This window comes from Archangium lipolyticum, from assembly GCF_024623785.1.
Classification (GTDB): domain Bacteria; phylum Myxococcota; class Myxococcia; order Myxococcales; family Myxococcaceae; genus Archangium; species Archangium lipolyticum.
In genome coordinates this window covers 164,901-188,670 of record NZ_JANKBZ010000022.1, presented here as the reverse complement: position 1 = coordinate 188,670, position 23,770 = coordinate 164,901, and the positions used below count along the sequence as shown (strand labels likewise).

At 68.3% G+C, this 23,770-nt stretch carries 19 protein-coding genes, 2 tRNA genes and 1 rRNA gene; 13 read left to right on the top strand and 9 right to left on the bottom strand.

The annotated features are described in order from the left end of the window. A 5S ribosomal RNA gene (gene rrf, locus NR810_RS35495) occupies nt 1–100 on the top strand; the annotation flags it as partial. A 119-nt stretch (nt 101–219) separates the two neighbouring features. Here the strand turns inward: rrf and NR810_RS35490 are convergent. After that, a complete protein-coding gene (locus tag NR810_RS35490) occupies nt 220–1,638 on the bottom strand; it encodes an MEDS domain-containing protein (protein WP_257459012.1) in 1,419 nt (472 codons plus the stop codon). Between the two features lie 246 nt (nt 1,639–1,884). Then, the gene (locus NR810_RS35485; RefSeq protein WP_257459010.1) at nt 1,885–2,634 is read right to left on the bottom strand and encodes a CHAP domain-containing protein; all 750 of its coding nucleotides are present in this window, start codon (nt 2,632–2,634) and stop codon (nt 1,885–1,887) included. A gap of 135 nt (nt 2,635–2,769) precedes the next feature. On the opposite strand from NR810_RS35485, the gene NR810_RS35480 reads away from it, so the two are divergent. The 8 genes from NR810_RS35480 (at nt 2,770) to NR810_RS35445 (ending at nt 9,662) form a co-directional block, all read left to right on the top strand. Next, on the top strand, nt 2,770–4,458 hold the full coding sequence (locus NR810_RS35480; protein WP_257459009.1) for a HEAT repeat domain-containing protein: 1,689 nt from the start codon (nt 2,770–2,772) through the stop codon (nt 4,456–4,458). A gap of 69 nt (nt 4,459–4,527) precedes the next feature. Further along, nucleotides 4,528–6,555, top strand: a complete 2,028-nt coding sequence (locus NR810_RS35475) for an ATP-dependent helicase (protein ID WP_257459008.1) — start codon at nt 4,528–4,530, stop codon at nt 6,553–6,555. Nucleotides 6,556–6,577: 22 nt separating this feature from the next. Beyond that, entirely contained in the window at nt 6,578–8,206 is a 1,629-nt protein-coding gene (locus NR810_RS35470; protein ID WP_257459006.1) for an Hsp70 family protein, read from the top strand. 8 nt (nt 8,207–8,214) lie between these two features. Beyond that, the gene (locus tag NR810_RS35465; protein WP_257459004.1) at nt 8,215–8,640 is read left to right on the top strand and encodes an SCP2 sterol-binding domain-containing protein; all 426 of its coding nucleotides are present in this window, start codon (nt 8,215–8,217) and stop codon (nt 8,638–8,640) included. A gap of 22 nt (nt 8,641–8,662) precedes the next feature. Continuing rightward, a complete protein-coding gene (locus tag NR810_RS35460) occupies nt 8,663–8,941 on the top strand; it encodes a hypothetical protein (protein ID WP_257459002.1) in 279 nt (92 codons plus the stop codon). Between the two features lie 52 nt (nt 8,942–8,993). Continuing rightward, a tRNA-Val gene (locus NR810_RS35455) sits at nt 8,994–9,065 on the top strand. 25 nt (nt 9,066–9,090) lie between these two features. Further along, a tRNA-Val gene (locus NR810_RS35450) sits at nt 9,091–9,162 on the top strand. 83 nt (nt 9,163–9,245) lie between these two features. Next, entirely contained in the window at nt 9,246–9,662 is a 417-nt protein-coding gene (locus NR810_RS35445; RefSeq protein WP_257459000.1) for a DUF4265 domain-containing protein, read from the top strand. A 46-nt stretch (nt 9,663–9,708) separates the two neighbouring features. On the opposite strand, the gene NR810_RS35440 is transcribed toward NR810_RS35445, so the two are convergent. Both NR810_RS35440 and NR810_RS35435 read right to left on the bottom strand, forming a co-directional pair. Then, the gene (locus tag NR810_RS35440) at nt 9,709–10,701 is read right to left on the bottom strand and encodes a TerC family protein (RefSeq protein ID WP_257458998.1); all 993 of its coding nucleotides are present in this window, start codon (nt 10,699–10,701) and stop codon (nt 9,709–9,711) included. Nucleotides 10,702–10,738: 37 nt separating this feature from the next. Then, on the bottom strand, nt 10,739–11,638 hold the full coding sequence (locus NR810_RS35435) for a zinc metalloprotease HtpX (protein WP_257458996.1): 900 nt from the start codon (nt 11,636–11,638) through the stop codon (nt 10,739–10,741). Nucleotides 11,639–11,874: 236 nt separating this feature from the next. Between NR810_RS35435 and NR810_RS35430 the strand changes: the two genes are divergently transcribed. Next, nucleotides 11,875–12,876: a carbohydrate-binding protein gene (locus NR810_RS35430; protein WP_257458994.1), complete on the top strand. Its 1,002-nt coding sequence runs from the start codon at nt 11,875–11,877 to the stop codon at nt 12,874–12,876. Between the two features lie 248 nt (nt 12,877–13,124). Beyond that, nucleotides 13,125–14,729, top strand: a complete 1,605-nt coding sequence (locus NR810_RS35425) for a Rieske 2Fe-2S domain-containing protein (protein ID WP_257458992.1) — start codon at nt 13,125–13,127, stop codon at nt 14,727–14,729. 39 nt (nt 14,730–14,768) lie between these two features. On the opposite strand, the gene NR810_RS35420 is transcribed toward NR810_RS35425, so the two are convergent. Genes NR810_RS35420 through NR810_RS35405 form a run of 4 tightly spaced genes read right to left on the bottom strand, consistent with a single transcriptional unit; the run spans nt 14,769 to nt 18,948 of the window. Then, the gene (locus NR810_RS35420; protein WP_257458990.1) at nt 14,769–15,470 is read right to left on the bottom strand and encodes a hypothetical protein; all 702 of its coding nucleotides are present in this window, start codon (nt 15,468–15,470) and stop codon (nt 14,769–14,771) included. Beyond that, on the bottom strand, nt 15,467–16,570 hold the full coding sequence (locus NR810_RS35415) for a coiled-coil domain-containing protein (RefSeq protein WP_257458987.1): 1,104 nt from the start codon (nt 16,568–16,570) through the stop codon (nt 15,467–15,469). Before NR810_RS35415 ends, NR810_RS35420 begins: the two co-directional genes overlap by 4 nt. A 24-nt stretch (nt 16,571–16,594) precedes the next feature. Continuing rightward, nucleotides 16,595–17,680 (bottom strand): hypothetical protein, encoded by a 1,086-nt coding sequence (locus NR810_RS35410; protein ID WP_257458985.1) that lies wholly within the window; start codon nt 17,678–17,680, stop codon nt 16,595–16,597. Continuing rightward, on the bottom strand, nt 17,677–18,948 hold the full coding sequence (locus NR810_RS35405; protein WP_257458984.1) for a glycosyltransferase: 1,272 nt from the start codon (nt 18,946–18,948) through the stop codon (nt 17,677–17,679). The genes NR810_RS35410 and NR810_RS35405 overlap by 4 nt, the downstream gene beginning before the upstream one ends. Nucleotides 18,949–19,315: 367 nt before the next feature. On the opposite strand from NR810_RS35405, the gene NR810_RS35400 reads away from it, so the two are divergent. Both NR810_RS35400 and NR810_RS35395 read left to right on the top strand, forming a co-directional pair. Beyond that, nucleotides 19,316–22,024 carry a galactose oxidase-like domain-containing protein gene (locus tag NR810_RS35400; RefSeq protein ID WP_257458983.1) on the top strand — a complete coding sequence of 903 codons (2,709 nt, stop codon included), beginning with the start codon at nt 19,316–19,318 and terminating at the stop codon, nt 22,022–22,024. A gap of 78 nt (nt 22,025–22,102) precedes the next feature. Then, on the top strand, nt 22,103–22,891 hold the full coding sequence (locus NR810_RS35395; RefSeq protein WP_257458981.1) for a 4'-phosphopantetheinyl transferase family protein: 789 nt from the start codon (nt 22,103–22,105) through the stop codon (nt 22,889–22,891). Here NR810_RS35395 and NR810_RS35390 read toward each other — a convergent pair. Further along, the gene (locus NR810_RS35390) at nt 22,888–23,655 is read right to left on the bottom strand and encodes a thioesterase II family protein (RefSeq protein ID WP_257458980.1); all 768 of its coding nucleotides are present in this window, start codon (nt 23,653–23,655) and stop codon (nt 22,888–22,890) included. The two genes, NR810_RS35395 and NR810_RS35390, sit on opposite strands and share 4 nt — an antisense overlap. Between the last annotated feature and the right edge of the window lie 115 nt (nt 23,656–23,770).

Sequence of the window (23,770 nt, the reverse complement as noted above, 5' to 3'; positions counted from 1 at the left end):
AGGGGTCCCACCCGTTCCCATCCCGAACACGGAAGTTAAGCCCTCCAGAGCCGATGGTACTCCGCGGGAAACCGCGCGGGAGAGTAGGTCGCTGCCGGATTTTTTTTGAAGGCCCCGAGTCCTCACACCCCGTGAGAACTCGGGGCCTTCGCCTTTGCGGGCTCGCGGGTCCCCTGCACGCCGCGTGTAGCCGACGGCGCGCGGAGACAGCGAGACTCCTCAATGCTCCTGGCCGGCCGAGCAGGGGAGTGAGACGGTGAAGGTGGTGCCCTGACCCAACTGGGAGTCCACCCGAATGGAGCCCCGCATCGCCTCCACCAGCACGCGGCTGATGTAGAGGCCCAGCCCCAGACCGCCATAGTGCTGCGCGGGCACCGTCCGCTCGAACTTGCGGAACAGCCGGGTCTGCGCCTCCGGGGAGATGCCTATGCCCTGGTCCGTTACCTCCAAGGTGACGCACTCGCCACTCCGGCGGAGCCGGAGCTGGATGGGTTTGCCCGCGCCATACTTGAGGGCGTTGGACAGGAGGTTGACCACGATCTGGTCCACACGCAGGGGATCCCAACAGCCCCGCGTTTCTCCCTCCACCTCCACCCGGACCTCGCAGCCCGCGCGTGTGAAGTCCGGCTCGAGTCGCTCCACTGCCTCGCGTACCAGCGTGGCCAGGTCCAGCTGCTGGCAGTCCAGGTGGAACTGCCCGCCATCCAGCGTCGTCACGTCCAGCAGGCTGCCGTTGAGCGTGTTGAGTCGCAGCAACTGGCGTTCCATGGTCTGCAGCCTGGGCGTCAGCCGGTGGGCCAGCTCTCCGTCGGCGCTGTTCACAGCCGATTTCACCAACTCGAGCTGCAGCCGGAGGGAGGTGAGCGGCGTCTTGAGCTCGTGCGAGGCCAGGGAGAGGAACTCGTCGCGGGCACGCACCGCGGCGAGCGCATCCTGCTCGGCTCGCGCTCGCTCCTGGAGTGCCGCCTCGAGCGCTGCCGTACGCTCCATGACGCGCTGCTCGAGCTGTGTGTTGAGCCGGCGCAGTTCCTCCTTGGCGATCTTCAAGGAGGCGCTCTCCAGGACCTCCCACTCGCCCTCGCGCCGCGCCACCGCGAACTGGTGGTTGCGCACCACATCGAGGATGCCCATCGGGTCGCAGCGGTGCAGGCAGTAGCTGCACATGGCGACGATCTCATGCTGGTGGAAGGTCGCGTTCACCGTGGCCTCGTAGTCGGCGAAGTCCTTCCAGTTCTTCGACTCGAGCCAGAAGGTGTTGCCGGTGAGGCGAAGCCCCGTGCGACCGCTCGCCCGCGCCTGCTCCTTGCGGTCGATCCACCCTTGGAGGACGCCCATGGCAGCCGTGCCGCCGCTGCGCAGGTACCATTCCCGGTGATCGAGGATGTCGATGCGGCCTTCCTCGAAATACGTCTCCAGCCGCGGCACGGCGTTGCGCAATGCGGTCTTGGCGTCCTCCACGCCGAATGGCTCGGAAGTGATCCACAGGCACTGCTCGTTGTGCTCGAGGCCCGCCTTGAAGAACGGGACCAGTGAGTCCACCAGATCTTCCGCGGTCGAATAGAAGTTGCAGAAGTGGCTTCCCCACGGGATGGCGCCGACTGCGGGAATACCACTCGGAATCAGCGCTTGCGCATGCACGGGGAAGATCCTCTCAAGGCTGACGGTGCGGGCTGTTTCTCTCTGTACCCCAACCAGTCCGGCAACTCTGGATGTACCTTGAACAACTGAGGAACAACCAACGTGACAGGACGCCCATGACGTTCCGCGACGAACATTCGTGGCGCCTGCCGCCTGGGCGTCCAGACTGGCTCCCTGGCGCGCTCCGTCTCCTCCGCCTCTTCGCAACGAGCAGCTACCTCGGTAGGAGAGGGGGCAAACGAGGGTCTACCTTCGGGCCACCGCCGTGGGTCCTGTCTCGGGAAGCACGGAGCCGAATGCGGCGAAGAGCTGTCCGGTGAGGGCAGGCGCCTTACCGGCGCCGGGCGCTCGCAGCATGTCGTTCAGCACCTCGCCGGTGCGTGGATCCCTCCGGAGGCCCGGCTTCGCCAGGTTCATCCGGTAGCGCACCACACCACGCTTCACCCGGTGGATGACGATGACGGTGCCATCGTCCTCGATGCCGTCCACCAGTGCCACGTGTGTGAGCCCGTCGTTGCGCCGCCCGTCGCGGTTCCGGTCATACGTCTCGCGGAAGAAAACCAGATCCCCCGGTCTCGGCTGGCCTCGGGTGTACACGCGCCCATGTGCCTTCGCGTACCGGTAGAGCGCGGTGACTCCGTTGTCCCCGGACAGGCCCTCGCCGCGGAACGAGACGCCAGCCCGGGCGTACACGGCCTCGACGAAGCCAGTGCAGTCGTCCGGCCACGTGCGCCCGGCGAGCTTCACCTTGCGGCTGCCCACGAGCTCGCGTGCGGCGGTGAGCACGTCCTGGCGGCGGGCCGTGGGCGGGGGAGGGCGCACCTGCTTGCGAGGGGTGGGCGAGGAGGCGACCTCGCCTGGCGGCGCCCGGGGCGCGGCGACGGGCGTCAGCGGGCTGTAGCGGTAGCTGGAGGCCAGCATCCGTCCACCCAGGGGCGCGCCGGTGGCGCATCCCGTCATCACCGCCAGTCCCGCGAGCAACACGCAGAGCCTCATGTCGCGACCTCCCTGTAGCGATTCCACGGGACGGATGGTCCGGTCCAATGGGCATGTGGTCAAAAAAACCACCCAACCGGGCGGACGCGGCGGCTCGGGTTTTTCACCCGGGGACGTGGTGGTAATGCTGCGGCGATGCGCAAGCTCCGAGCCCTCTCCTTGTTGTTGCTGTTGACCGGCTGTGGCGCGCCCCGGGCATTCCAACGGGCCAGGGACGCGGACACGCTGGAGGCCTACCGCGCGTTCCTGCGCGAGTACCCGGTGGGGGACGAGGCCGAGGCGGTGGAGGTGCGCATCACCGAGCTCGAGTTCGAGGAGGCCTCGAAGCTGCACACGGTGGTGGCCTACAAGCGTTTCCTGGAGGCGCACCCGGATGAGCCGCAGTCTCGTGCGGCCCGGGCCCTGCTCGAGGGCCTGCGATTCAACGCGGCGAAGGAGGCGGGGACGGCGGCGGCGCTGCGGCAGTTCCTCCGGGATCATCCGGACGGGGCACAGCGCGAGGAGGCACAGCGGCTGTTGAAGGAGGCGGAGCTCAAGGAGCTGTCCTCGACGACGGACACCCAGCAGCTCCGGGCGTACCTGCAGGAGGCTCCGGACGACCCCCGGCGGTTGCAGGTGGAGTCGCGGCTGGACGACGAGACCTTCGCGCGGGCGGAGACGGCGGGGGCCTCGCAACTCTTCGCCTACCTGCGTGACTTCCCGGCCGGGCGGTACCGCGAGCAGGCGAAGGTGAGGCTGCTGGAGCTCGAGATGGAGGGGCTGCTCGTCTCCGGGCTCTTGGAAGAGGCCGAGGCGCGTGTGGCGGCTCACCCGCTGGGGGCGAAGCTCAAGGACTTCCCTGCTCGCCTGGCGCGGGCCCGCGCCGAGCGCGTGGCACTCAAGAATCCCGAGCCGCTGGTCCAGTTCGCGCAGGTGGGGCACTACCTGCGGAGCATCGACGACCTGCGGCGTGCGCTCCTGGCGCCGGATCCGATGGACCGGTGGCAGGCGGCGGAGGAGCTGGGCCAACACGTGTCGGTGAAGGCTCTGGAGCCGCTGGTGGAGGCGTTCCGCTCGGGACGCAACCCGCTCGTGCGGCAGCGGGCCCTGGCGAGCCTCCAGACGGTGTTGCGCACCCTGCCGAAGCCGGTAGCGGATTACGAGGTGGCGGTGCGGTTGGAGTCGCTGCGCGAGAAGGCGGGCAGCCCGGAGCTGTACCTGACGATGGCGGCGCTGTTGGACCTGTCAGGGCGGATGGGAGAGGCGACCGCCGAGTACCAGCGGGCCTTCGTGCCGGAGGATCCGGATCCGGTGGTGCTGCGGCGCTGGGTGCAGGTGCGCGAGGAGCGGCGCCAGTCCTTCTCGGCGGCGGTGGCGGCCCGGCAGCTCTCGCTGTGGTCGCTGCGGGTGGCGCGCGAGGAGTCCATCTCCCCCGAGGGAGGCATCCCGCTGGCGGCGGCGCGGCAGCTGTGCGCGGCGGTGGAGAACGCCCGCTTCGCGTCGGAGACCATCACCCGGGCCCGGAAGGCGAACACCGAATTCCCCGAGGATCTCGACAGCTTCGCGCTGACGGCGGCCGAGGCGCTGAAGCTGGCGGAGGCGCGGCTGGCGGACGCGGAGCTGCTGCTGCGCGAGAAGACGCCCGGGGCTCGCACGTGCGGAGACGACGCGGTCCGCGAGCGCCTGGAGAGCGCCGTGTCCCAGCGCCGTGACGCGCTGCGCTCGGTGGGCACGAAGCTGCCTCGGCTCGCGCCCCTGCTGCTCGGGGCGGCGCGGGAGCGGGATCCTTCCCCGGAGATCCGCGCCGAGGCCTCCACCCAACTGTCGGCCCTCGGGAGCCCCTGAGCGGATCTTCCCCGTCCGGCGAACCCACCGGATCCGACAGGTCAGACCGACCAGTAGAGTGAGTCGCCCATGGCCACCCGTACGTACACGCTGAAGGCCGCGACGGCGACCCACTCGCCGCGCATCGACTACGAGCAGCTGCTCAACGAGGAGCAGTTGCGAGCGGTGGAAGCGGGGGAGGGGCCGGTGCTGGTCATCGCGGGCGCGGGCACGGGCAAGACACGCACGCTGACGTTCCGGGTGGCTCGGCTCCTGGAGCGCGGGACTCCCCCCGAGGGCGTGCTGCTGCTCACCTTCACCAACAAGGCCGCGCGGGAGATGACTCGGCGGGTCGAGGAGCTGACAGGGGCCTTCGCGGACGTGGGGAAGCTGCTCGGCGGCACCTTCCACCACGCGGCCCATGTGCTGCTGCGCCAGCATGCCGGGGCGCTCGGCTTCTCGCGCGACTTCACCGTGCTGGACCGCGAGGACGCGCGCGATCTGATGTCCTCCTGTATCGCCGAGCGCAAACTGCCTCGGGAGCGGCGCTTCCCCAGGGCCGAGGTGGTGTTGGACCTCGTCTCCATGGCCGCCAACCTCCAACGCTCGGTGGCCGAGGTGCTCGTGGAGCACAGGCCCCAATTCCTCCCGCTCCTCGAGGAGGTGCTCGCCGTCACCCGCCGCTTCGCCGAGCGCAAGGCGCGCATGCACCTGATGGACTTCGATGATCTGCTGGTGCTGCTCAAGCGCCTGCTCGTCGAGAACCCCATCCTCCGCGAGCGGCTCGTGGACCGGTTCCACTGCGTGCTCGTCGACGAGTACCAGGACACCAACCGGCTGCAGGGCGACCTCGTGGATCTGCTCGCCGGCGAGCGCCGCAACCTCACCGTGGTGGGCGACGACTGCCAGTCCATCTACAGCTTCCGGGGCGCGGACTTCACCAACATCATCGACTTCCCCCAGCGCCATCCCGGCTGCGCCATCTACCACCTCACCCGCAACTACCGCTCGACACCGGAGATCCTCCAGCTGGCCAACGCCTCCATCTCGCTCAACCAGCGCCAGTTCCCCAAGCAGCTCATCTCCTCGCGTCCCCCGGGGCCGGTGCCGGTGCTGGTCCCCACCCTGGACGTGGATCAACAGGCCTCCTTCGTCGCCCAACGCGTGCTCGAGCTGCGCGACACGGGCGTGCCGCTGGAGCAGATGGCCGTGCTGTACCGCGCGCACAGCCACTCCCTGGAGCTTCAGCTGGAGCTGACCCGCCGGGGCATCCCCTTCCGGGTGCGCTCGGGCGTGCGCTTCTTCGAGCAGGTCCACGTCAAGGACGTGCTCGCCCACCTCCGGCTCGCTGGTAACCCGCGCGACGAGCTCGCCCTCAAACGGATCGTCAAGTTGGTGCCTGGCATTGGCCCCGCCAGGGCCGAGTCCCTCTGGGAGGCCCTGATCGCCCTGCCTCCCGAGCTGTCCCTGGTGGAGGCCCTGGCCTGTCCGGAGATCCAATCCCAGGTGCCTCGGAAGGCCGCGCCCGGCTTCGAGCGGCTCATCCGCCTGATGGAGCGGCTGACACAGCCAGGGTCAATTCCGACCCCGGGGCAGATGATCCAGGACGTGCTGGCCGGTGGCTACGGCGAGTACTTGCGGACCGGGTTTCCCGAGGAGGAGCGGCGGGAGGACGACATCCGCCAGCTGGCCGAGTTCGCCGGGCGCTTCGAGGACCTGCCTCGCTTCCTGTCGGAGATCGCCCTGGTGGCCGAGTTCTCGGCCCGGGAGGCCACCGGCGAGGCTCCGGACGAGAGCCTCACGCTCTCCACCATCCACCAATCCAAGGGTCTGGAATGGCGGGCGGTCTTCGTCATCTCCCTGGCGGAGGGCCGCTTCCCGTTCCCGGGCGCGGCCAGTACACCGGATGAAGAAGAAGAGGAGCGCCGGCTGTTCTACGTGGCCGCTACCCGAGCCAGGGATGAGCTGGCGTTGACCTACCCTATCTCGGCGGTTCTCCGGGCGGGAGAGCGGGCGATCCTCCGGCTTTCCCGCTTCATCGAGGAACTACCGGCAGGCGAGGAGGCGCCGTATGACCGGTTGATCCTGGAGACGAGAACTGAGCAAGACGCCCCCTGACGTGATACAGAGTAGGACTCCAATGGCGGACAGACCTCGAATCATCGGGATTGATCTGGGAACGACCAATACTCTGGTCGCGTCCGTGAAGAACCGCATCCCGAAGATCGTCCCCACGGATCGCGGCAATCTGATCCTGCCTTCCGTGGTGGCGCTCTCCGCCAAGGGGGACCTGCTGGTCGGCGGCGTGGCCAAGGACCAGATGGTCACCAACCCGAAGAACACGCTCTACGGGACCAAGCGGCTCATCGGCCGCAAGTACCAGTCCAAGGTCGTCGATGACCTGAAGGGTTACTTCAAGTACGACATCGTCGAGGGCGCGGACGGGGAAGCGGCCGTGATGCTGGGTGGCAAGGTGTACTCGCTGCCCGAGGTGTCCAGCTTCATCCTCAAGCAGCTCAAGACGATCGCCGAACAGTTCCTTGGCGGCCCCATCGACGAGGCCGTCATCTCCGTGCCGGCGTACTACACGGACAGCCAGCGGCAGGCGGTGAAGGAGGCCGGCAAGCTGGCGGGCTTCAACGTCAAGCGCATCGTCAACGAGCCCACCGCGGCCGCGCTGGCCTATGGCTTCAACCGCGGGCTGGATCAGAAGATCCTCGTCTACGACCTGGGCGGCGGCACCTTCGACGTCTCCGTGCTCCACCTGACGGGCAACGTCTTCGAGGTGCTGGCCACCGGCGGCGATACCTTCCTGGGCGGTGTCGACTTCGACAACCGGGTGATGGACTACGTGCTCGAGAAGTTCTGGGAGGAGACCCGGATCGATCTCTCGCAGAGCCCCATCGCCATGCAGCGCATCAAGAACGCGGCCGAGGCGGCGAAGATCGACCTCACGCTCATCCCCAACGTGGTCATCGACCTGCCCTACATCGAGGAGCGCAAGGGCAAGCCGATCGACCTGCGCATCCCCCTCACGCGCGAGAACCTCAACGCGCTCACCATGGACCTGGTCGACCGCACCTTCGAGATCTGCGACCGGGTCCTGGCGGAGAAGAGCATCAGCCGCTCGGAGATCGACGAGATCATCCTCGTGGGCGGGCAGAGCCGCATGCCCCTGGTGCAGCAGCGCATCCAGGAGCACTTCGGCAAGCCGCCTCGCAAGGGCGTGCACCCGGACGAGTGCGTGGCCCTGGGCGCCGCGCTGCTGGCGGACTCGCTGGGCTCCATCGACTCGGTGACGCTGCTGGATGCGGTGTCCATGCCCATCGGCTATGCGCTGCCCAACGGGCGCGTGCGCCGGGTCATCGAGAAGAACTCCCTCATCCCGCTGGTGAAGAGCTTCCGGCTGCCACCGCCGAAGGAGCCGGGCGCGCCCTTCATCGAGATGGACATCTTCCAGGGCGACAGCGACCTGATGGTGGACAACGAGTACCTGGGCACCCTGAAGGTTCCGGCCGAGTCGGCGGGGCGGAAGATCGACTTCCGGCTCAACGAGGAGTGTCTGCTGCAGGTGATCGTCGAGGAGCCCAGCGGCCCCCGGCGCATCGAGCTGGCTACCCGGGACACCCCGGAGCTGCTCAAGAAGGAACTGGCCCGGCTGGCCGAGGAAAAGGCCCAGAAGGCCGAGCAGGCGGCGGCCTCGCCGTCATCCCAGCAGGAGGGCAGCGGATTGTTCTCCAGCATCAAGAGCATCTTCCGTAGGGGGTAGCGGGCGGCATGGCGACGTTCCCGTCCAAGCAGTGGTGTGAGGAGGCGGTACGGCTGGTGAACGAGGATCCGGAGCGCTCGCTGGCCGCCCAGGGCTGGATCGGTGAGATCGGGATCATCGTCGACGCCGAGCCGGGCAAGTTGCCGCGCCCCTTCGTGGTGCACGTGGTGCCGCGCGACGCTCGTATCGAGAAGCTTCGGGTGCTGGATGATCCGGACGATCTGGACGAGATCGAGCCGGCCTACCTGGCCCGGGCGCCGTACACGGTGTGGAAGGAGCTGCTCAAGGGCAGCCTGGATCCCGTGGAGGCGGTGCTTCGGCGGCGCATCGCGGTGAAGGGTGACTTGCAGCAGCTCATCGAGCGCTTGCGGTTCAAGGGCATCGCGGATCGCGTCTTCGCCCAGTTGAAGACGGAGTACCTGGACGAGCAGTGAAGCCAGTGGGGGGCAGGCCATCATGGGCATCCGGCAGGACCTGAAGAAGCAGGCGTTGGGTATGTCGCAAATGGCGGTGGAGAAGCTCATGGCCGACGAGAAGCGGGCCATGGCCATTGCCCAGGCGCTCGGCTCCGTGCAGCGGGGCAAGCAGGCGCTGGACCGGGGCCAGGAGGAGCTGATGCGGGTGCTCAGCTTCGCGCCCCGGAGCGACTTCAAGGCCGTGGGCAAGAAGCTCTCGGGCCTCAAGCGCCGACTGCGCGAGCTGGACGAGAAACTGGAAGAAATCGCGCGACAATAGGCGTTGACAGGGGGGCATCGCGGGTGGCATTTACCCGCCCGTCGCTTCGTCGGGGCGCATAGCTCAGCGGTAGAGCACTGCCTTCACACGGCAGGGGTCCCAGGTTCGAATCCTGGTGCGCCCACTCCTACGAAAGTCGATACGCGGTCGGGCGCATAGCTCAGCGGTAGAGCACTGCCTTCACACGGCAGGGGTCCCAGGTTCGAATCCTGGTGCGCCCACACAGACGAGAGGCCGTGAGTTCGGGGACAATCCCAGGGCTCACGGCCTTTTGCTTTTCCGGGCCCCAGGAGGATTCGAGACGATGAGTCAGGTGAAGCTGCGCGTTCCGGGTGAGTCGAAGGAAGAGGTGCTCTCCGTACAGGAGCTCGGACCCAACCGCTACCGGCTGCTGAGCGCGCCGCTGTGGGTGCCCGGGCTGGCCGCCGAGGACGAGTTCGAGCTCTCCGACGCGGATCCCCGGGGCTACCGCATCCTGAAGCCGGGTGGAAACCTGTGCATCTGGTTCCGCATGCCGCCCGAGATCGCGGAGAAGCACGAGCTGGTGGTGGACGCGCTGGATGGTGGGTTGGAGTGGATCGGCGGGCGGCTGGATGGCAGGGCCGGCTCGGCGTTCTCCTTCACGCTCGCGGCCTCCGTGGACAGGCCCGTCTACGCCAAGGCCTTCGACGGGGCCGTGGCCCGGGTGCCGGGCTCCAGCTGGATGATCAGCAACGCCTAGCGAAAACGACGGCGCCGGGGAGCACGGGGCCCCCCGGCGCCAGGTCCTAGTCGGCGGCGGGCGCCGGCCGGCCCCGTGAAGGCGCGCCCTCACCCGAGGCGGCCTGGAGCCGCTCCTGCGCCCTCGCCTTCATCAGCGAGGCCACGATGGAGCCGCCCAGCAGCAGGCTGATGACACCCAGGGAGAGCGCGGGCGGCACCTTCACCACGTCCACCAGCGCCATCTTCGCGCCCACGAACACCAGCACCGCGGACAGGCCCACCTTCAGGTAGGAGAACTTCTCCACTGCTCCCGCCAGCACGAAGAAGAGCGAGCGCAGGCCGAGGATGGCGAAGATGTTCGAGGTGAAGACGAGGAAGGGATCCGTCGTCACCGCGAAGATGGCCGGGATGGAGTCGAGCGCGAAGAGCACGTCCGTCAGCTCCACCAGCACCAGCGACATGAACAGCGGCGTGGCCAGCTTCCGGCCGTTCTCCAGCGTGAAGAAGTGGTCCCCATCGAAGCGGTTCGTGGAGGGGATGATCCGCCGCGCCGCCTTCATGACGAAGCCGTCCTCCGGGTGCTCCTCCTTGTTGCGCTGCAGGAAGAGCTTCACGCCCGTGAAGATGAGGAAGGCGCCGAAGACGTAGATGAGCCAGTGGAAGCGCTCGAGCATCGCCACGCCGGCGAAGATCATCGCCGCGCGCAACACCAGCGCGCTCAGGATGCCCCAGAAGAGCACCCGGTGCTGGTACAGCGAGGGAATCCTCAGCGCCGAGAAGATGACGACGAAGACGAAGATGTTGTCGATCGAGAGCGACTTCTCGATGAGGTATCCGGTGAGGAACTGCATGGCCGGCGTGGCGCCGAACTTCCACCAGATGCCCAGGTTGAACACCAGCGCCAGCGAGACCCACACCCCGCTCCATGCCAGCGCTTCCTTGAACTTCACCTCGTGCGTCTTGCGGTGGAATACGCCCAGGTCCAGCGCCAGCATCAACAGCACGAACGCAATGAACCCCCCCCAGAGGAGGGGGCTTCCTATGCTCTGCATCTCCATATGTCCGGATCTTTCTCTCTAGGGGGTTGAAACGCCGTTACTGGGGGAAGGGCAGGGCGCCGCTCCAACCCCGGGTACCGCTGGACATCCGCGCGGCCTGCTCCCGCAGCCTGCGCACGCGCTCCTCGGTGCGCGGGTGCGTCGAGAAGAGCGACAGGATGCTCTGCATCCCCGCGAAGGGGCTCACGATGAACAGGCTCGCGGTCGCGGGCCGCCCCTCCACCGGCATCGCCATGGCCCCGGCCTCCAGCTTCTGCAGCGCACGCGCCAGCGCCTCCGGATCCCCGGAGATCTCCCCGCCCGACTGGTCCGCCAGGTACTCGCGCGAACGCGAGATGCCCATCTGGATGAGCGTGGCCGCGATGGGCGCCACCAGCGCCAGCGCCAGCGCCTGCATCGGCGACAGGCCCTCGTCCCCGTCCTCGTCACGGCCCGTCAGCATCGAGCCGAAGAAGCCCACCGCGTGCGCCAGGTACGTCACCGCCGAGGCCACCGCGGCGGCGATGGTGGACACCAGGATGTCCCGGTTCTTGATGTGCGCCAGCTCGTGCGCCAGCACCCCGCGCAGCTCCCGCTCGTCGAGCACCTCCAGGATGCCCGCCGTCACCGCCACCACGCCATGCTCCGGATTGCGGCCCGTGGCGAAGGCGTTGGGCTGGGCCTCGTTCATCAAGAAGACGCGGGGCTTGGGGATGCCCGCCCGCTGCGACAGCTCCTCCACCATGCGGTGCAGTCCAGGCGCCTGCTGGGGGCTCACCTCCTGCGCCCCGTGCATGGTCAGCACCAGCTTGTCCGAGAAGAAATAGGCCCCGACGTTCATCGCCAGCGACAGCACCAGCGCGCCGATGAGGAAGCCCTTGCCCAGAGCTCCACCGATGCTGATCAGCACCACGGACAACACGCCGAGCAACAGCAGGGTCTTGATCTGATTCTTCATGCTCCCTGAATTAAGAGCCCGCCGATACTTAGGCAAATAGGTAATCGAGATGCGTCCCTTCGGAAAAACCGAAGTCGGGCGGGCGCTCGTCTCCCGCGCCTGACGCTCGGGCGGGCGGATTCGAGGAGTCATACCCCCGGGCGGGGATGAGGAACTGTCTCCTTCTGTTCAGAGGGTCTGTCGCCGTGGGACTCCGAATGTCCACCGGCCTTCTCTCTCAGATGGAGCTTGCCTCGTTGATCCGACTCCGACTCCTTTCCGCCCTCTGCGCTCCCTTCCTCCTGTTCTCGCTCGCCGGCTGTGATGCACAGGACCTGGCGATCGAACCATCGGCTGGGACTCCCGCTTCCCCTCCGGACGCGACCGCTCCAACGCCCGAGCCCACTCCGGCTTCCTCTCCCGTGCCGGCGCCGCGGCCCACTTCGGAGGCGCGGCCCTCGCTCGAGTCCGCCCCAGCTCCCGCGCAGGACAAGGACGTGTTCGGCGTCACCATGCTCTACCCGACGAAGCCGGGCGGTGAGTCCTGGATGCTCGCGAGCGATGCACTGCGTGACGCGCGCTTCGATCCGCAGCAGACCATCACGCGTAACGCGGATGGCTCCTGGAAGATGCGGAGCACCAAGGTTCGCATGGAGGTGTTCACCTCCACCGGCTACGACTCGAGGAAGATCCCCACCTACGATCGGGATGTCCTCGCGGGCCGCGGCTACATGCAGTCGCCCAACGACTGGAAGAACGTGGAGATGACGGGCTTCGTGAAGGTGAACGCCACCGGCAACAACGGTGACAACTTCGCCTGGTACGCCCGCGGTGGCCGCCACACCGACTCGATCGCCTGCGAGGGCTCCTCCTACAAGGGCGGCCTGCACTACGACGGCCGCGTCCGCTGGGAGAAGGAGACCTGGCACGTGAGCTACGACAACGTGCCCTACAAGGCGGCCACCGGGTCTCTCAAGGGCCGCTGGGTGGGCTTCAAGTCCGTCATGCGCAACACCACCGCCAACGGCAAGCCCGCGGTGCGGCTCGAGCTCTGGCTCAACGACACTGCCGACAAGCTGACGTGGAAGAAGGTCTACGAGAAACTGGATGACGGTTCGTGGGGCGGAGACGCGGACCACTGCGGTGGCTCCGTACCGGCCATGCCCATCACCTGGGGTGGTCCCATCGCCACCTTCCGCTGGGACAGCGCCACGGACGTGGACTTCAAGTGGCTCAGCGTCCGTGAAATCACGGAATGAGTCGGGTCGCCATGCCCTACCTGCGATGATGGGTGGGAGGTGAGGATTTCCAGCCTCCTCCCTCCTTTTTCAGGGGGGATGCGAGAGGTCTGCACGGTGTTGGACCCTGGGCTCGCACCCGGGGCCCATGGCCTCATTTCCCGCGCCACACCAGCCTTCCGGCGCCACTGAACGTATTCGTACGTCCGGGTGGCGCCATTCCGGGCCGTGCCTCCGACGGACCCGGATCTCGCGGGGGGAATCTTCTCATGCAGATCACGTTCCTCGGGCATGCCGGCTTCCTGATCGAAACCCAACACGCCCTGGTGGTCGCCGATCCGTGGCTCTCCCCTCAAGGGGCGTTCGACTCGGCCTGGATGCAATTCCCACGCAACCACCAGCTGGCTCCCTTCGTGCGCGAGAAGCTGGAGCTCTCGACGAAGGAGCGCTTCCTCTACATCAGCCACGAGCACAAGGATCACTACGATCCCGACTTCCTGCGCACCCTCACGAAGCGCGACTTCACCGTCGTCATCGGCCGCTTCCGCCGCACCGCGCTCCGCGACGCGTTCGAGGCCTACGGGGCCAGGCGGATCCTCACCTGCGAGGACCAGCAGGAGGTGCCCTTCAAGGGGGGCTACCTGAAGCTCTATCTGACCGACTCGGGCACCAACCGCGACTCGGCGCTGCTCGTCCAGGAGCGGGGGCGGAGCTTCCTCAACCTCAACGATTGCAAGGTCCATGACCGGCTGCAGCGCATCGTGGCGGAGGAGGGGCCCATCGATGTCTTCACCGCCCAGTTCTCCGGCGCCATCTGGCACCCCACCTGCTACGACTACTCGCGTGAGGAGTACGCCGAGCACTCGCGGCAGAAACGCGCCAGCAAGTTCGAGGCGGTGGCGCGTGCCATCGAGATCGTCCAGCCTCGCGCCTACCTGGCCTCGGCGGGTCCGGCCTGCTTCCTGGATCCGTCCCTCTTCCACATCAACCTGGAGCCGGTGAACATCTTCCCGCGCGCCTCGGAGCTCTTCTCCTTCCTCCACCATCGCCTCGCCGGGAAGACTCCACGCCTCTTCGAGCCCATGCCCGGTGACGTGCTCGATGTGGAGCTCGCGGAGATGGTGTCCCTCGCTCCCGAGCGCGTCACCGACGAGAACGTCTCACAGTACCTGCGCTCGTACGCGGCCCTCCAGACGCGCGTCTTCCGCGAGCGCCGCCGCAACATGATGTTGGAGGAGGTGGATCGCATCCACCTGCGGCTTCGCGAGGAGTTGCAGCACAAGCTGGATGTCTTCTCCCTGGCGGAGCGCGTGATGATGCCCCTCTACCTCGGCCTCCTCGAGCTCCCCGGACAGCTCATCCGCGTGGATTTCCGCACCCGCCGCGTGGACGTCGTCGGCGAGGTGCGCGACCTGAGCCGGTACACCCTCATCGCGAGCGCGGCCGACATCGTCCGCGTCCTGGATCGCAAACTGAACTGGGAGGACTTCCTGCTGTCCTTCCGCTTCCGCGCCTCGCGCCAACCCGACATCTACGACGCCACCCTGCACAACTTCCTCGCCGCCGAGATCGAGGACCTGCGCACCATGTGCGACGGTACGCTGGACACCGAGTCTCGCAAGGAGCGCACCCTCGTCTCCGCCGGCGGGCAGCGCTACTCCGTCAACCGCTTCTGCCCCCACCAGGGCGCCGATCTCCAGGAAGGCTGGATCGAGGAGGGCCGCTACCTCGTGTGCCCCCGTCATCGCTGGCGCTTCGATCTGCGCGACGGCGGGGTCTGCTCCGCGAATGGTTGCTCCATCCAGGCCGAGCCCTCCTCGGGCAAGGAGGAGGACAAGCCAGTCGCCGTGCCTGAACAGCGGCCTTCGGTGTGAGCTCACTCCCCCTCTCCCGGAGGGAGAGGGGGAGTGGGGTCATGGGTGGACTCGTAGCTCCACCTGGAAACGACCGTTGTCGCTTCGCAGACCCACCGGCCCGTCGAACGTGAGCACTTCCTCGGGGAGCGTCCCTTCCCACACGGGCTTGCCGTCGACTCGCACCGTCAGGGCCGTACCCTCGAGCTCCGCTCTCAGGGTGTGGTCGTCTCCTGGCTCGAGCCTTGGTACCGGTGCCTTGCTCCGTGGTTTCACCGTCTGGTAGCCGCTGTTGCCGCAGTCGTCCGAGCGGCGCATCCCAGGATTGTGCTTCACCGACACCACCAGCCCCGCCTTCGGCTCGATGCGCCACATCACGTAGACGACGTTGCAGCCGTCCCGCGCCCGCAGCTTCAGCCCCACCTGCCGCCGCAGCTCCCCCGATTGCAAGGGCTCCTGCTCTCGTGTCGCCCCCAGGTAGGTGAAGCGCAGCTCCGCTACCCGGGCTTCCTCCGGCGCCCTCGTTGATGCCATCAGGGCTCGTGTCTTCGGTTCCTCCCTGGAGGGAACCACCGCCCGGACCTTGGGCGAGTCGATGACCAGGCGCCCATCCGGAAGTGGCTCCAGCTTCCCTTGGGTCACCTTCATCCGCTTCGGCTGCACCATGGGGAGCGTGTCATCCGTCTTCATGCCCCTGCCAGAAGACGCGGGAGGCGCGAGCAGTCCCAGCAGCGAGGCCACCAGGACCGGCCGGACGATCACGGCCGCTCTTCTCCCAGGAACCGGCCCAGCTCCGCCACGTGCGCCTTCAGCCAGGCCTGCTCCGCCCTCAGCCGCGCCAGCTCCAGCACCAGGTAGTCGCGGTAACGGCGCACCTTCGCCGTCTCCATCGCCTGGAGCTCCCTCAACTGCCCCTCCAGGTCCGAGACCAGTACCGACACCTCGCGCAGCCGCGTCTCCTCCGTCCCGTGTGCCGCCCTCAGCTCGCGCAGCAGCCGGGCCACCTCCTGGCTCACCCCCTCGACGTCCTCCTCGAGCCACCGCCGGCGGCCCTCGCGCGCCTTCGCGTTCGCCGACGGCTGCCACAGGCTCCCCAGGTTGTACGAGACCGTCAACATCCCGAAGAGTGGCACGTCCTGCCTCACGTCGATCAGCTCGTCGTACCCGCCTCGCAGCCGCACCGTCCACGCCGACGCGCGTCTCAGGCCCGCGGACTCCTCTTCCACCCGAGCATCCGCCGCCCTCATCTCCCCCAGGTACGCGGACAACGGACGCTCGGCCGGGCGGGGCAGGGCGGCCAGCCGCTCCCGCTCCCTCGCCGTCTCGTGCGCCAGCGCCCTCAGGGCGTCCATCCGCAACCGCAGCGCGTTGAGCTCCTCCACCGTGGCCCGGCCCTCCTTCACGTCCTCTCCCAGGGACGTCAGGAGCTGCTCGGCCTCGGGGAGGATGGCCTCCAGCACCTGGGCTCGTGCGGCCAGCGCCGTTTCCGCGCCCACGTCCGGGCCCCTCTTCACGGCCGCTCGCAGCGCCGAGAGCGCCCGGTAGCGCTCGCACTCCGCCTCCGCCCGGCGGCGGATCCCCAGGCCCCGGTACAGCCCCACGAAGTCATAGTCCAGGCCCGCCGTGACTCTCGGCGTGGGGCCGCCCAGTGGCACGCCTCCACCCCCGCCGGCCTCGCCCGCGTTCACCACGCCCACGTTCGCGAACACGTCCGGTGCCAGCAGCACCGCCGACTCCGCGTCGCCCACCCCGCGCACGAAGGCGCAGTAGCCCGGCTCGCGTGCCTCTTCCGCCGGCTCCTGGGCCTCCGCGGTCCCAGCGCCCAGGCCCGCCAGTACGCCCCATGCAACCGCCCACCGCATAGCGTCTCCTTCCAGGCTCCCGCGCTACAGCAGCAGCGGCGGCCGCCCCAGGTGCAGCAGTTCCTCGCGCGCCCAGCGCTCGTCCCGCAGCTCCAGCTCCACCATCACGCCCCGCAGCAGCGTCTGGCGTACCGGGTGCTTCACCGTCACCTCACCCTGCAGCGGCTGGCCCACCATGCCCACCTCCCGGCACCACAGCAGCTTCAGCGCGCACCGGTAGAGCGGCATGCCCGCCCTCGCGTTCCCCAGGTTCTCGTACGGCACGAAGCCCACCGTCAGCCCCCGCTCGATGGCCTCCAGCCATGGCGAGCTCCGGATGGACGCCAGCAGCGCGTCGTAGCGCGCCACCGCCTCATCCAGTGAGTGCAGGCTCTCCTTCAGGTGGCGCCGCTCGCTCTCCGCCCGCGCCACCTCCAGCACCGAGCGCGTGTACTCCCGCTCCAGCAGCAGCACCTCCGTGGTGAGGCCCGCGGACCTGCCCGCCATCGAGGCGTCGAAGCCGTCCAGCTCCCGCTTCAGCGCCTCCAGCTTCGTCTGCAACTCCGCCGAGCCCTCCGACAGCGACAGGTTCGTCTGCGCCATCTGCGCCAGCTGGTGGTTCGCGGTGAGCCGCTCCTCCCGCTCCAGCATCCGCGCGTTGTAGAGCGCTTCGGTGCGCGTGCGCGCCATCCCCGCGTAGGCCCGGTTGGACTTGGCGATCTCCTCGGCCGCCTCCCGGTACTCCTGGCGCAGCACCGCCAGCCGCCGCAGCGACTTCGCCCGGGCCTCCCGCTCACTGCTCAGCGCCAGCCGGAAGCGCTCCTGGAAGTCCTTCTCCGAGCCGAGCAGCCGCTCGGCCTGCTCCAGCCGTGCCTCCATGTCCCGCCGGTCCGCGAGCAGCTTGTCCCGCGCCGCCGCCTGCTGCGCCAGCTGGGCGTTGAGCTGGAGGATCTGCGGATCCGTCGGCGACACCACCGTGGGTGTCAGCCAGGCATGGCCCACGAAGAAGAAGGCCTGCATCCCCAGGTACGAGACGAGCCCCACCAGGATGAGGGCCAGCAACACCGAGCCCAGGGCCTTGTAGGCGTTGACCGCGAGGGTGTTGAGCTTGTTGACGATGCGCTGGTTCATGGCGTCGTGCTCCCTCCGGCCGTCCGCGTGGGGGGGATGATGCTGGGAGCCCGCTCGGCGGGCGGTACGTCCGCGGGCGGTACGCCAGGCGCCGTGCTCGGCTTGCCCCGCGTCTCCCAGCTCCCCGAGTCCAGCGTGAGCAGCGCCAGCGGAGTGAAGAGTGCGTAGGTGATGGGCATCAGCAGCCCCATGGGAAGGAAGGAGATCGCCGGGACGCGCATGTCCGCGGGCAGGTCCCTCTTGTCGATCCGGTAGATGAGCCCCATGGCTCCCATGACGAGCATGTGCAGCAGCAGCACGCCCCAGAACTGCCCGTTGATCAGGTTGTGGATGATGATGACGGGATAGGAGAGCAGCAGCGCCAGCTGGGACACGTAGTGGATGCACACCACCGGATGCAGCCTCCAGGCGTGGCTCAGCCCGCAGATCATGTCCACGAGGTTGGAGCGCCGCCACCGCAGCTGCTGCGAGAAGTAGCCCGCCAGCGTGGCCGGCGCGGCCGTCTGGCACCAGGCCGCCGTGGTGTAGACCGTCTCGTAGCCCGCCTTGACGATCTGCCGCGTGAGGAAACGATCCTCTCCGTATTTGATGGGGACCCCGGCGATGTTGCGCGTCTCGAGGATGGGCTCCAGCTCCAGCAGCACGTGGCGCCGGTACGCGGTGAGGCACCCGGACAGGCACAGCACCGAGCGGAAGCTCCGCTCCAGATCCTTGAGCCACTCCTGGGCGAAGTAGAACTTGATCTCGATCATCCGCGTCATCCAGTTCTGATGACGGTTGGCCACGTAGGTGCGGCCTCCCACCGCGGCGATGCGCGGGCTCACGAAGCGCCGCACCAGCTCGCGCACGGCGCTCGGGTGCACCACCACGTCCGAGTCCACCGAGACGATGAGCTCCGCCGTCGCCTCACGCACCGCCCGGGCGATGCCCTTGCGCTTGCCCATGTTGTACGGGTTGCGCATCACCTTCACGTTCGGATGCCCCTCGGCCGCGCGCAGCGCCCAGGCATGGCTGTCGTCGGTGGAGCAGTCGTCCACCACGCAGATGCTCAGCTTGTCCGCCGGGTAGTCCTGTTCCAGCAGGCTCCGGACGGCGTGATGGATGCCCTCGCCCTCGTTGAAGAGGGGAATGACCACCGTGACGGTTGGCTGATAGCCGTCATTCGTGGCGTCCACCCGGCGGCCCCGGATCCGCCGCAGCAGCGGACCGAGCACGTACCGGTTCATCATCACCACCAATACCAACAGGTGAATGGGGAAGAGTTCCATGTCCCTCCCGGTGGCTCGACCGAGCCCGTGGCGCCCTCGCTCCACACACTTCGGACGCTCGCTCCTGGCCCTGCCTCGCCCTGCCGCCCCCCTCGTCCCCCGACCCACCGCGCCCACTCCTCACGGTTCTTCGGGGCGGCGTGAAACTCGGACCGTGCCAATCCCAGGACAACTGCCCCGGGGGGTATGGGGAGTGCCCTTCACCGACTGCGCTTCCGCCCCCGATGTCGGGTGGTCGGTCACCTCGATGACACTCGTTGTCCTTTCGTCATCACACCGACACGACCCGGGCTCGCCTTGTTCGCGCTCGCGTGGGCCCTAGGTTCAGCCGCCAGCAACAGATGGGCGTCGTCGGGGAGGGGGAAGAATGATGGTGCGGTCATGCTTTGAGAGCTGGAGAAGGTGCCTGCTGTTCGCGGGCCTGCTGTTGTCCCTGGTCCCGTTGGCGGTGGAAGCGGCGGATCCAAAAGTCGCGGGGGAGTGGTCTCCGCTGACGACCTTTCCCGTGTCCATGACCCACGCCCACCTGCTGCCCACGGGGCAGGTGATGTTCTTCGGCGAGTTCGACGAGGGCCTGCTACCACCTCAATTGTGGGACCCGGCCACGGGAGCGCTCTCGGCCCTGCCACGGGCGGACTACAACATCTTCTGCGCGGGTCACTCCTTCCTGCCGGACGGGCGGCTGCTGGTGACGGGCGGCCACGAGGAGTCCCACGTGGGCTACCCCTACGTGAGCATCTTCAATCCCTTCACGCTCACGTGGAGCCGCGGCCCGGACATGAATGATAACCGGTGGTACCCCACCAACACCACGCTCCCCAACGGAGACGTGGTGGTGCTCTCGGGCGAAACCCACGCGTCCGGCACCTGCAACGAGCTGCCACAGGTGTGGCAGTCCAGCACGGGCACGTTCCGCGACCTCACGACCGCCGTGCGCGATGTGCCCTACTACCCGCGGGTGTTCCTGGCACCCAACGGCAAGATCTTCTACTCCGGCCCCCAGCGTACCTCCCGCTGGTTGGACACGGAGGGGACCGGCACCTGGTTCGAGGGCCCCCGGAGCGCATACAACGGCCGCGCCTATGGCTCGGCGGTGATGATCGACTCCAAGGTGCTCCTCATTGGAGGGGGCTCGCCGCCCACCGCCACCGTGGAGGAGATCGATCTCGCGGCGCCGGCGCCAGTCTGGCGGGCCCGCGCCCCGATGGCCTGGCCGAGGCGCCAGCTCAACGCCACCCTGCTGCCGGATGGCAAGGTGCTGGTGTCGGGCGGCAGCAGCGGCTCGGATTTCGATGACGAGACCCTGCCCGTCAAGGTGCCGGAGCTCTACGATCCCGACACCAACACCTGGACGAAGCTCGCCCCCGCGGCGGACTACCGGGGCTATCACTCGGCGGCGCTCCTGTTGCCGGACGGGCGCGTGCTGACCGGCGGTGGCCGCAACCTGCGCACGGTGGAGATCTTCTCGCCGCCGTATCTCGAGCAGGATGGCACCCGACCCGCCATCCAGGAGGCGCCGGCCGTCATCACTCCCGGGACGAGCTTCCTCGTGCAGACCCTGGATGCGTCGCGGGTGGCGAAGGTGACGCTGCTCGCCCTCGGCTCGGTGACGCATGCCTTCGATCAGAACCAGCGCTTCCTCAAGCTGGCCTTCTCCCAGACGAACGGTGGCCTGAGCGTGACCGCGCCCGCGAGCAACCTCACCGCGCCCCCGGGCTACTACATGCTCTTCATCGTGGACGGGCAGGGGGTGCCCTCGGTGGCGCGCATGGTGCGGGTGGCCCAGGTGACGCCCACCGCGCGGAAGAAGATCGTCCTCGGCGACACGTGGAAGTATGACGACCGGGGCATCGATCAGGGCACCGCCTGGCTGGACCGGGACTTCGATGACTCCGCGTGGAAGACCGGCTCGGGTCAGCTCGGCTACGGAGACGAGGACGAGGGCACCGTCATCTCCTCTGGCATTCCCACCGTCTACTTCCGCAAGAAGATCACCCTGGAGAACATCGTCACCGCGGCCCACCTCGAGGTGCTGTACGACGATGCCATCGCCGTGTGGATCAACGGCGTCCCCGTCTTCTCCCGCAACATGGGCAACGGCACGGGCTTCGCCGTCTGGGCTTCCGGTTCGACGACCAACGCGTACGAGCGCGTTCCGCTCCCGCTCGAAGCCAATCCGTTCCGGGTGGGGGAGAACGTGGTGACGGCGATCGTGAAGCAGGTGTCCGCCAACTCGGATGATCTCACCTTCGCGCTCTCGCTGGAGGTGGAGCAGCTCTCGGGCCCGGTGCCGGACACGCTGGTGCTCACCGCGCCCAACGCAGGGGAGATCTTCCTGCCGGGCGCTTCCACGTCCATCACCTGGTCCAGCACCGGCACCATGGCGAGCGTGGACCTGGCGCTCTCCACGGACAATGGCGTGAGCTGGACGCCCATCGCCTCCGGCGTGCCCAACACCGGCGTGCACGCGTGGATGGTGCCGCAGGTGAGCACCTCCCAGGCGCTGGTGCGCGTGTCGCGCGCTGGTGAGCCCGCGCTGTCGGACGTGAGCAACGCTCCCTTCACCATCAGCCAGCAGACGGTGAGCACTCCCATCTCCTTCCGGTCCGTGTGGAAGTACGAGGACAGCGGGGTGGATCCGGGCATGCACTGGAACATGCCGGACTTCGATGACTCGGCGTGGAAGTCCGGCGCGGGCCAGCTCGGGTACGGCGACGGCGACGAGGCCACGGTGCTCACCCGGGGCGCCGTGTCCCAGCCCAGCGTCTACTTCCGCAAGAAGATCCTCGTGAACGGCGCCGTCACCGAGGCCAGCCTGCGTGTCCTCTTCGACGACGGTGTGGCGGTGTTCGTCAACGGCACGCAGGTGTTCACCCGGAACGTGGGCAAGGGCCTCGCCCACGACAGGTACGCGAGCGCCGGCACGGAGAACGAGCTCGTCGCCGATTCCATCCCCGCCGGAGTGTTCGTCCAGGGGGAGAATACCCTCGCGGTGGTGGTCAAGCAGACAGGCGCGACCTCGCCGGATCTATCGTTCGACCTCGAACTGCGGCTCGGCATCGTCACCGGACAGTGAACCGGCGGGCGGGCGCACGACTCACCGGGCTGGCGCGTCCGCTCACAACGCGTTAGGTGAGGGGGCTGGATTCCGCCCATGACGCCGAGCCCCCCTTCCTCGCCGCCCCTGACGATCCGCCATGACGAGGTCCACCTCTGGGTGGTGGAGCCGGAGCGTGTGACCGATCCCCGGTTGCTCGGGGCCTACCTGGCGCTGCTCGACGAGAACGAGCGGGCGCGGCGCCTGCGCTTCCGCTTCGAGAAGCACCAGCACCAGTTCCTGGTGTCGCACGCGCTGGTGCGCGTCACCCTGTCACGCTACGCGCCGGTGCCGCCCCAGGCCTGGCGCTTCGCCACCAACGCGTACGGGCGCCCGGACCTCACCGGCGCGGCCCCGCTCGGGCTGCGCTTCAACCTCTCGCACACGGACGGCATGGCGGTGTGCGCGGTGGCGCTCGACACGGACGTGGGCGCGGACGTGGAGGACTCCGGGCGCCAGGGTCAGACCGTGGAGCTGGCCGATTCCTTCTTCGCTCCCTCGGAGGTGGCGGCCCTGCGCGCGCTGCCCCCCGAGCGCCAGCATGAGCGCTTCTTCGCGTACTGGACGCTGAAGGAGTCCTACATCAAGGCGCGTGGCATGGGGCTGAGCCTGCCGTTGGATCGGTTCGCCTTCCATCTGGAGCCGGGGCAGCCCCCGCGCATCTCGTTCGATTCGCGGCTGGCGGACGAGCCCGGCGCATGGCGCTTCGTGCAGCTCCAGCTCTCGGAGCGGCACCCGGCGGCGGTGGCGGTGCGCCGGGCCTGGAGCCTGCCCCTGACGGTGCGGTGCCAGCGGACCGTGCCGCTGGCGGGCGATGAGCCGCCCTGGTTCGTCACCGCCGGCTAGCGGCCCACCTCGGGGCACCAGCGGATCAGCTCCTCGCGCAGCGCCGCCAGCAGCGGCTCGCGGGCCGTGCGCAGGAAGAAGTGCTTGCCGGGGAAACGGCGCAGCCGGATGTCTCCCGTCGTCAGCTCGCCCCAGCCGTCGAAGCCCTCCTGGGTGACGTGAGGATCCTCCTCGCCCGACCAGGCCGAGATGGGGCAGCTCACCTTCGTGGCGGGCAGCACGCTGTCGGCGATGGCGAAGTCGGCGCGCAGCGACGGTAGCACCATCTCCAGCAGCTCCTTGTGAGCGAAGAGCTCGGGGGGCGTGCCCTCGTAGCTGCGCAGCAGCTCGATGAACTTCGCGTCATCGAGCTCGTCCCGGGACGGACGGTCGCGGTGGGGCGCGCCGGCGGCGGCCATGACCAGCCCGAGCGGCAGGCGGGCGCCACGGGCCTGCCAGCGCTGCGTGAGCGCCAGCGCGATCCGCGTGCCCATGCTGTAGCCGAAGAAGACGAAGGGCTTGTCCAGCAGTGGCGACAGGGCCGGCTCCAGCGCATCCAGCAGGGTGGGGATCTGCCGGAAGGGCTGCTCCAGGATGCGCCGCTCGCGGCCCGGCAGCTGCACGGCGCACACCTCCACACTCGCCGGGAGCGCCGCGCCCCAGTTGTTGTAGATGGAGGCGCCTCCTCCCGCGTACGGGAAGCAGAACACCCTCAGGCGGGCGTGGGGATTGGGCTGGCGAAGGGGAAACCAGGGATTCACGGGCGGGTTGGACGGTCGCATCATCTTTTTCGAACCTGGAGGCCTCCCATATCAGGGAATCCCGTCGTTGGGGGCCTCTGGATGCCCGGCATGGAGCGGCGGAGGGGTCTCCGCACCTTCTGTGCCGGGGTAGGTCCGG

Excerpts from the sequence above, each read along its gene's own strand:
- NR810_RS35485 (WP_257459010.1), bottom strand. The coding sequence starts at position 2,634 with ATGAGGCTCTGCGTGTTGCTCGCGGGACTGGCGGTGATGACGGGATGC.
- NR810_RS35480 (WP_257459009.1), top strand. The coding sequence starts at position 2,770 with ATGCGCAAGCTCCGAGCCCTCTCCTTGTTGTTGCTGTTGACCGGCTGT.
- NR810_RS35475 (WP_257459008.1), top strand. The coding sequence starts at position 4,528 with ATGGCCACCCGTACGTACACGCTGAAGGCCGCGACGGCGACCCACTCG.
- NR810_RS35470 (WP_257459006.1), top strand. The coding sequence starts at position 6,578 with ATGGCGGACAGACCTCGAATCATCGGGATTGATCTGGGAACGACCAAT.
- NR810_RS35465 (WP_257459004.1), top strand. The coding sequence starts at position 8,215 with ATGGCGACGTTCCCGTCCAAGCAGTGGTGTGAGGAGGCGGTACGGCTG.
- NR810_RS35460 (WP_257459002.1), top strand. The coding sequence starts at position 8,663 with ATGGGCATCCGGCAGGACCTGAAGAAGCAGGCGTTGGGTATGTCGCAA.
- NR810_RS35445 (WP_257459000.1), top strand. The coding sequence starts at position 9,246 with ATGAGTCAGGTGAAGCTGCGCGTTCCGGGTGAGTCGAAGGAAGAGGTG.
- NR810_RS35440 (WP_257458998.1), bottom strand. The coding sequence starts at position 10,701 with ATGGAGATGCAGAGCATAGGAAGCCCCCTCCTCTGGGGGGGGTTCATT.
- NR810_RS35435 (WP_257458996.1), bottom strand. The coding sequence starts at position 11,638 with ATGAAGAATCAGATCAAGACCCTGCTGTTGCTCGGCGTGTTGTCCGTG.
- NR810_RS35425 (WP_257458992.1), top strand. The coding sequence starts at position 13,125 with ATGCAGATCACGTTCCTCGGGCATGCCGGCTTCCTGATCGAAACCCAA.
- NR810_RS35415 (WP_257458987.1), bottom strand. The coding sequence starts at position 16,570 with ATGCGGTGGGCGGTTGCATGGGGCGTACTGGCGGGCCTGGGCGCTGGG.
- NR810_RS35410 (WP_257458985.1), bottom strand. The coding sequence starts at position 17,680 with ATGAACCAGCGCATCGTCAACAAGCTCAACACCCTCGCGGTCAACGCC.
- NR810_RS35405 (WP_257458984.1), bottom strand. The coding sequence starts at position 18,948 with ATGGAACTCTTCCCCATTCACCTGTTGGTATTGGTGGTGATGATGAAC.
- NR810_RS35400 (WP_257458983.1), top strand. The coding sequence starts at position 19,316 with ATGATGGTGCGGTCATGCTTTGAGAGCTGGAGAAGGTGCCTGCTGTTC.
- NR810_RS35395 (WP_257458981.1), top strand. The coding sequence starts at position 22,103 with ATGACGCCGAGCCCCCCTTCCTCGCCGCCCCTGACGATCCGCCATGAC.
- NR810_RS35390 (WP_257458980.1), bottom strand. The coding sequence starts at position 23,655 with ATGATGCGACCGTCCAACCCGCCCGTGAATCCCTGGTTTCCCCTTCGC.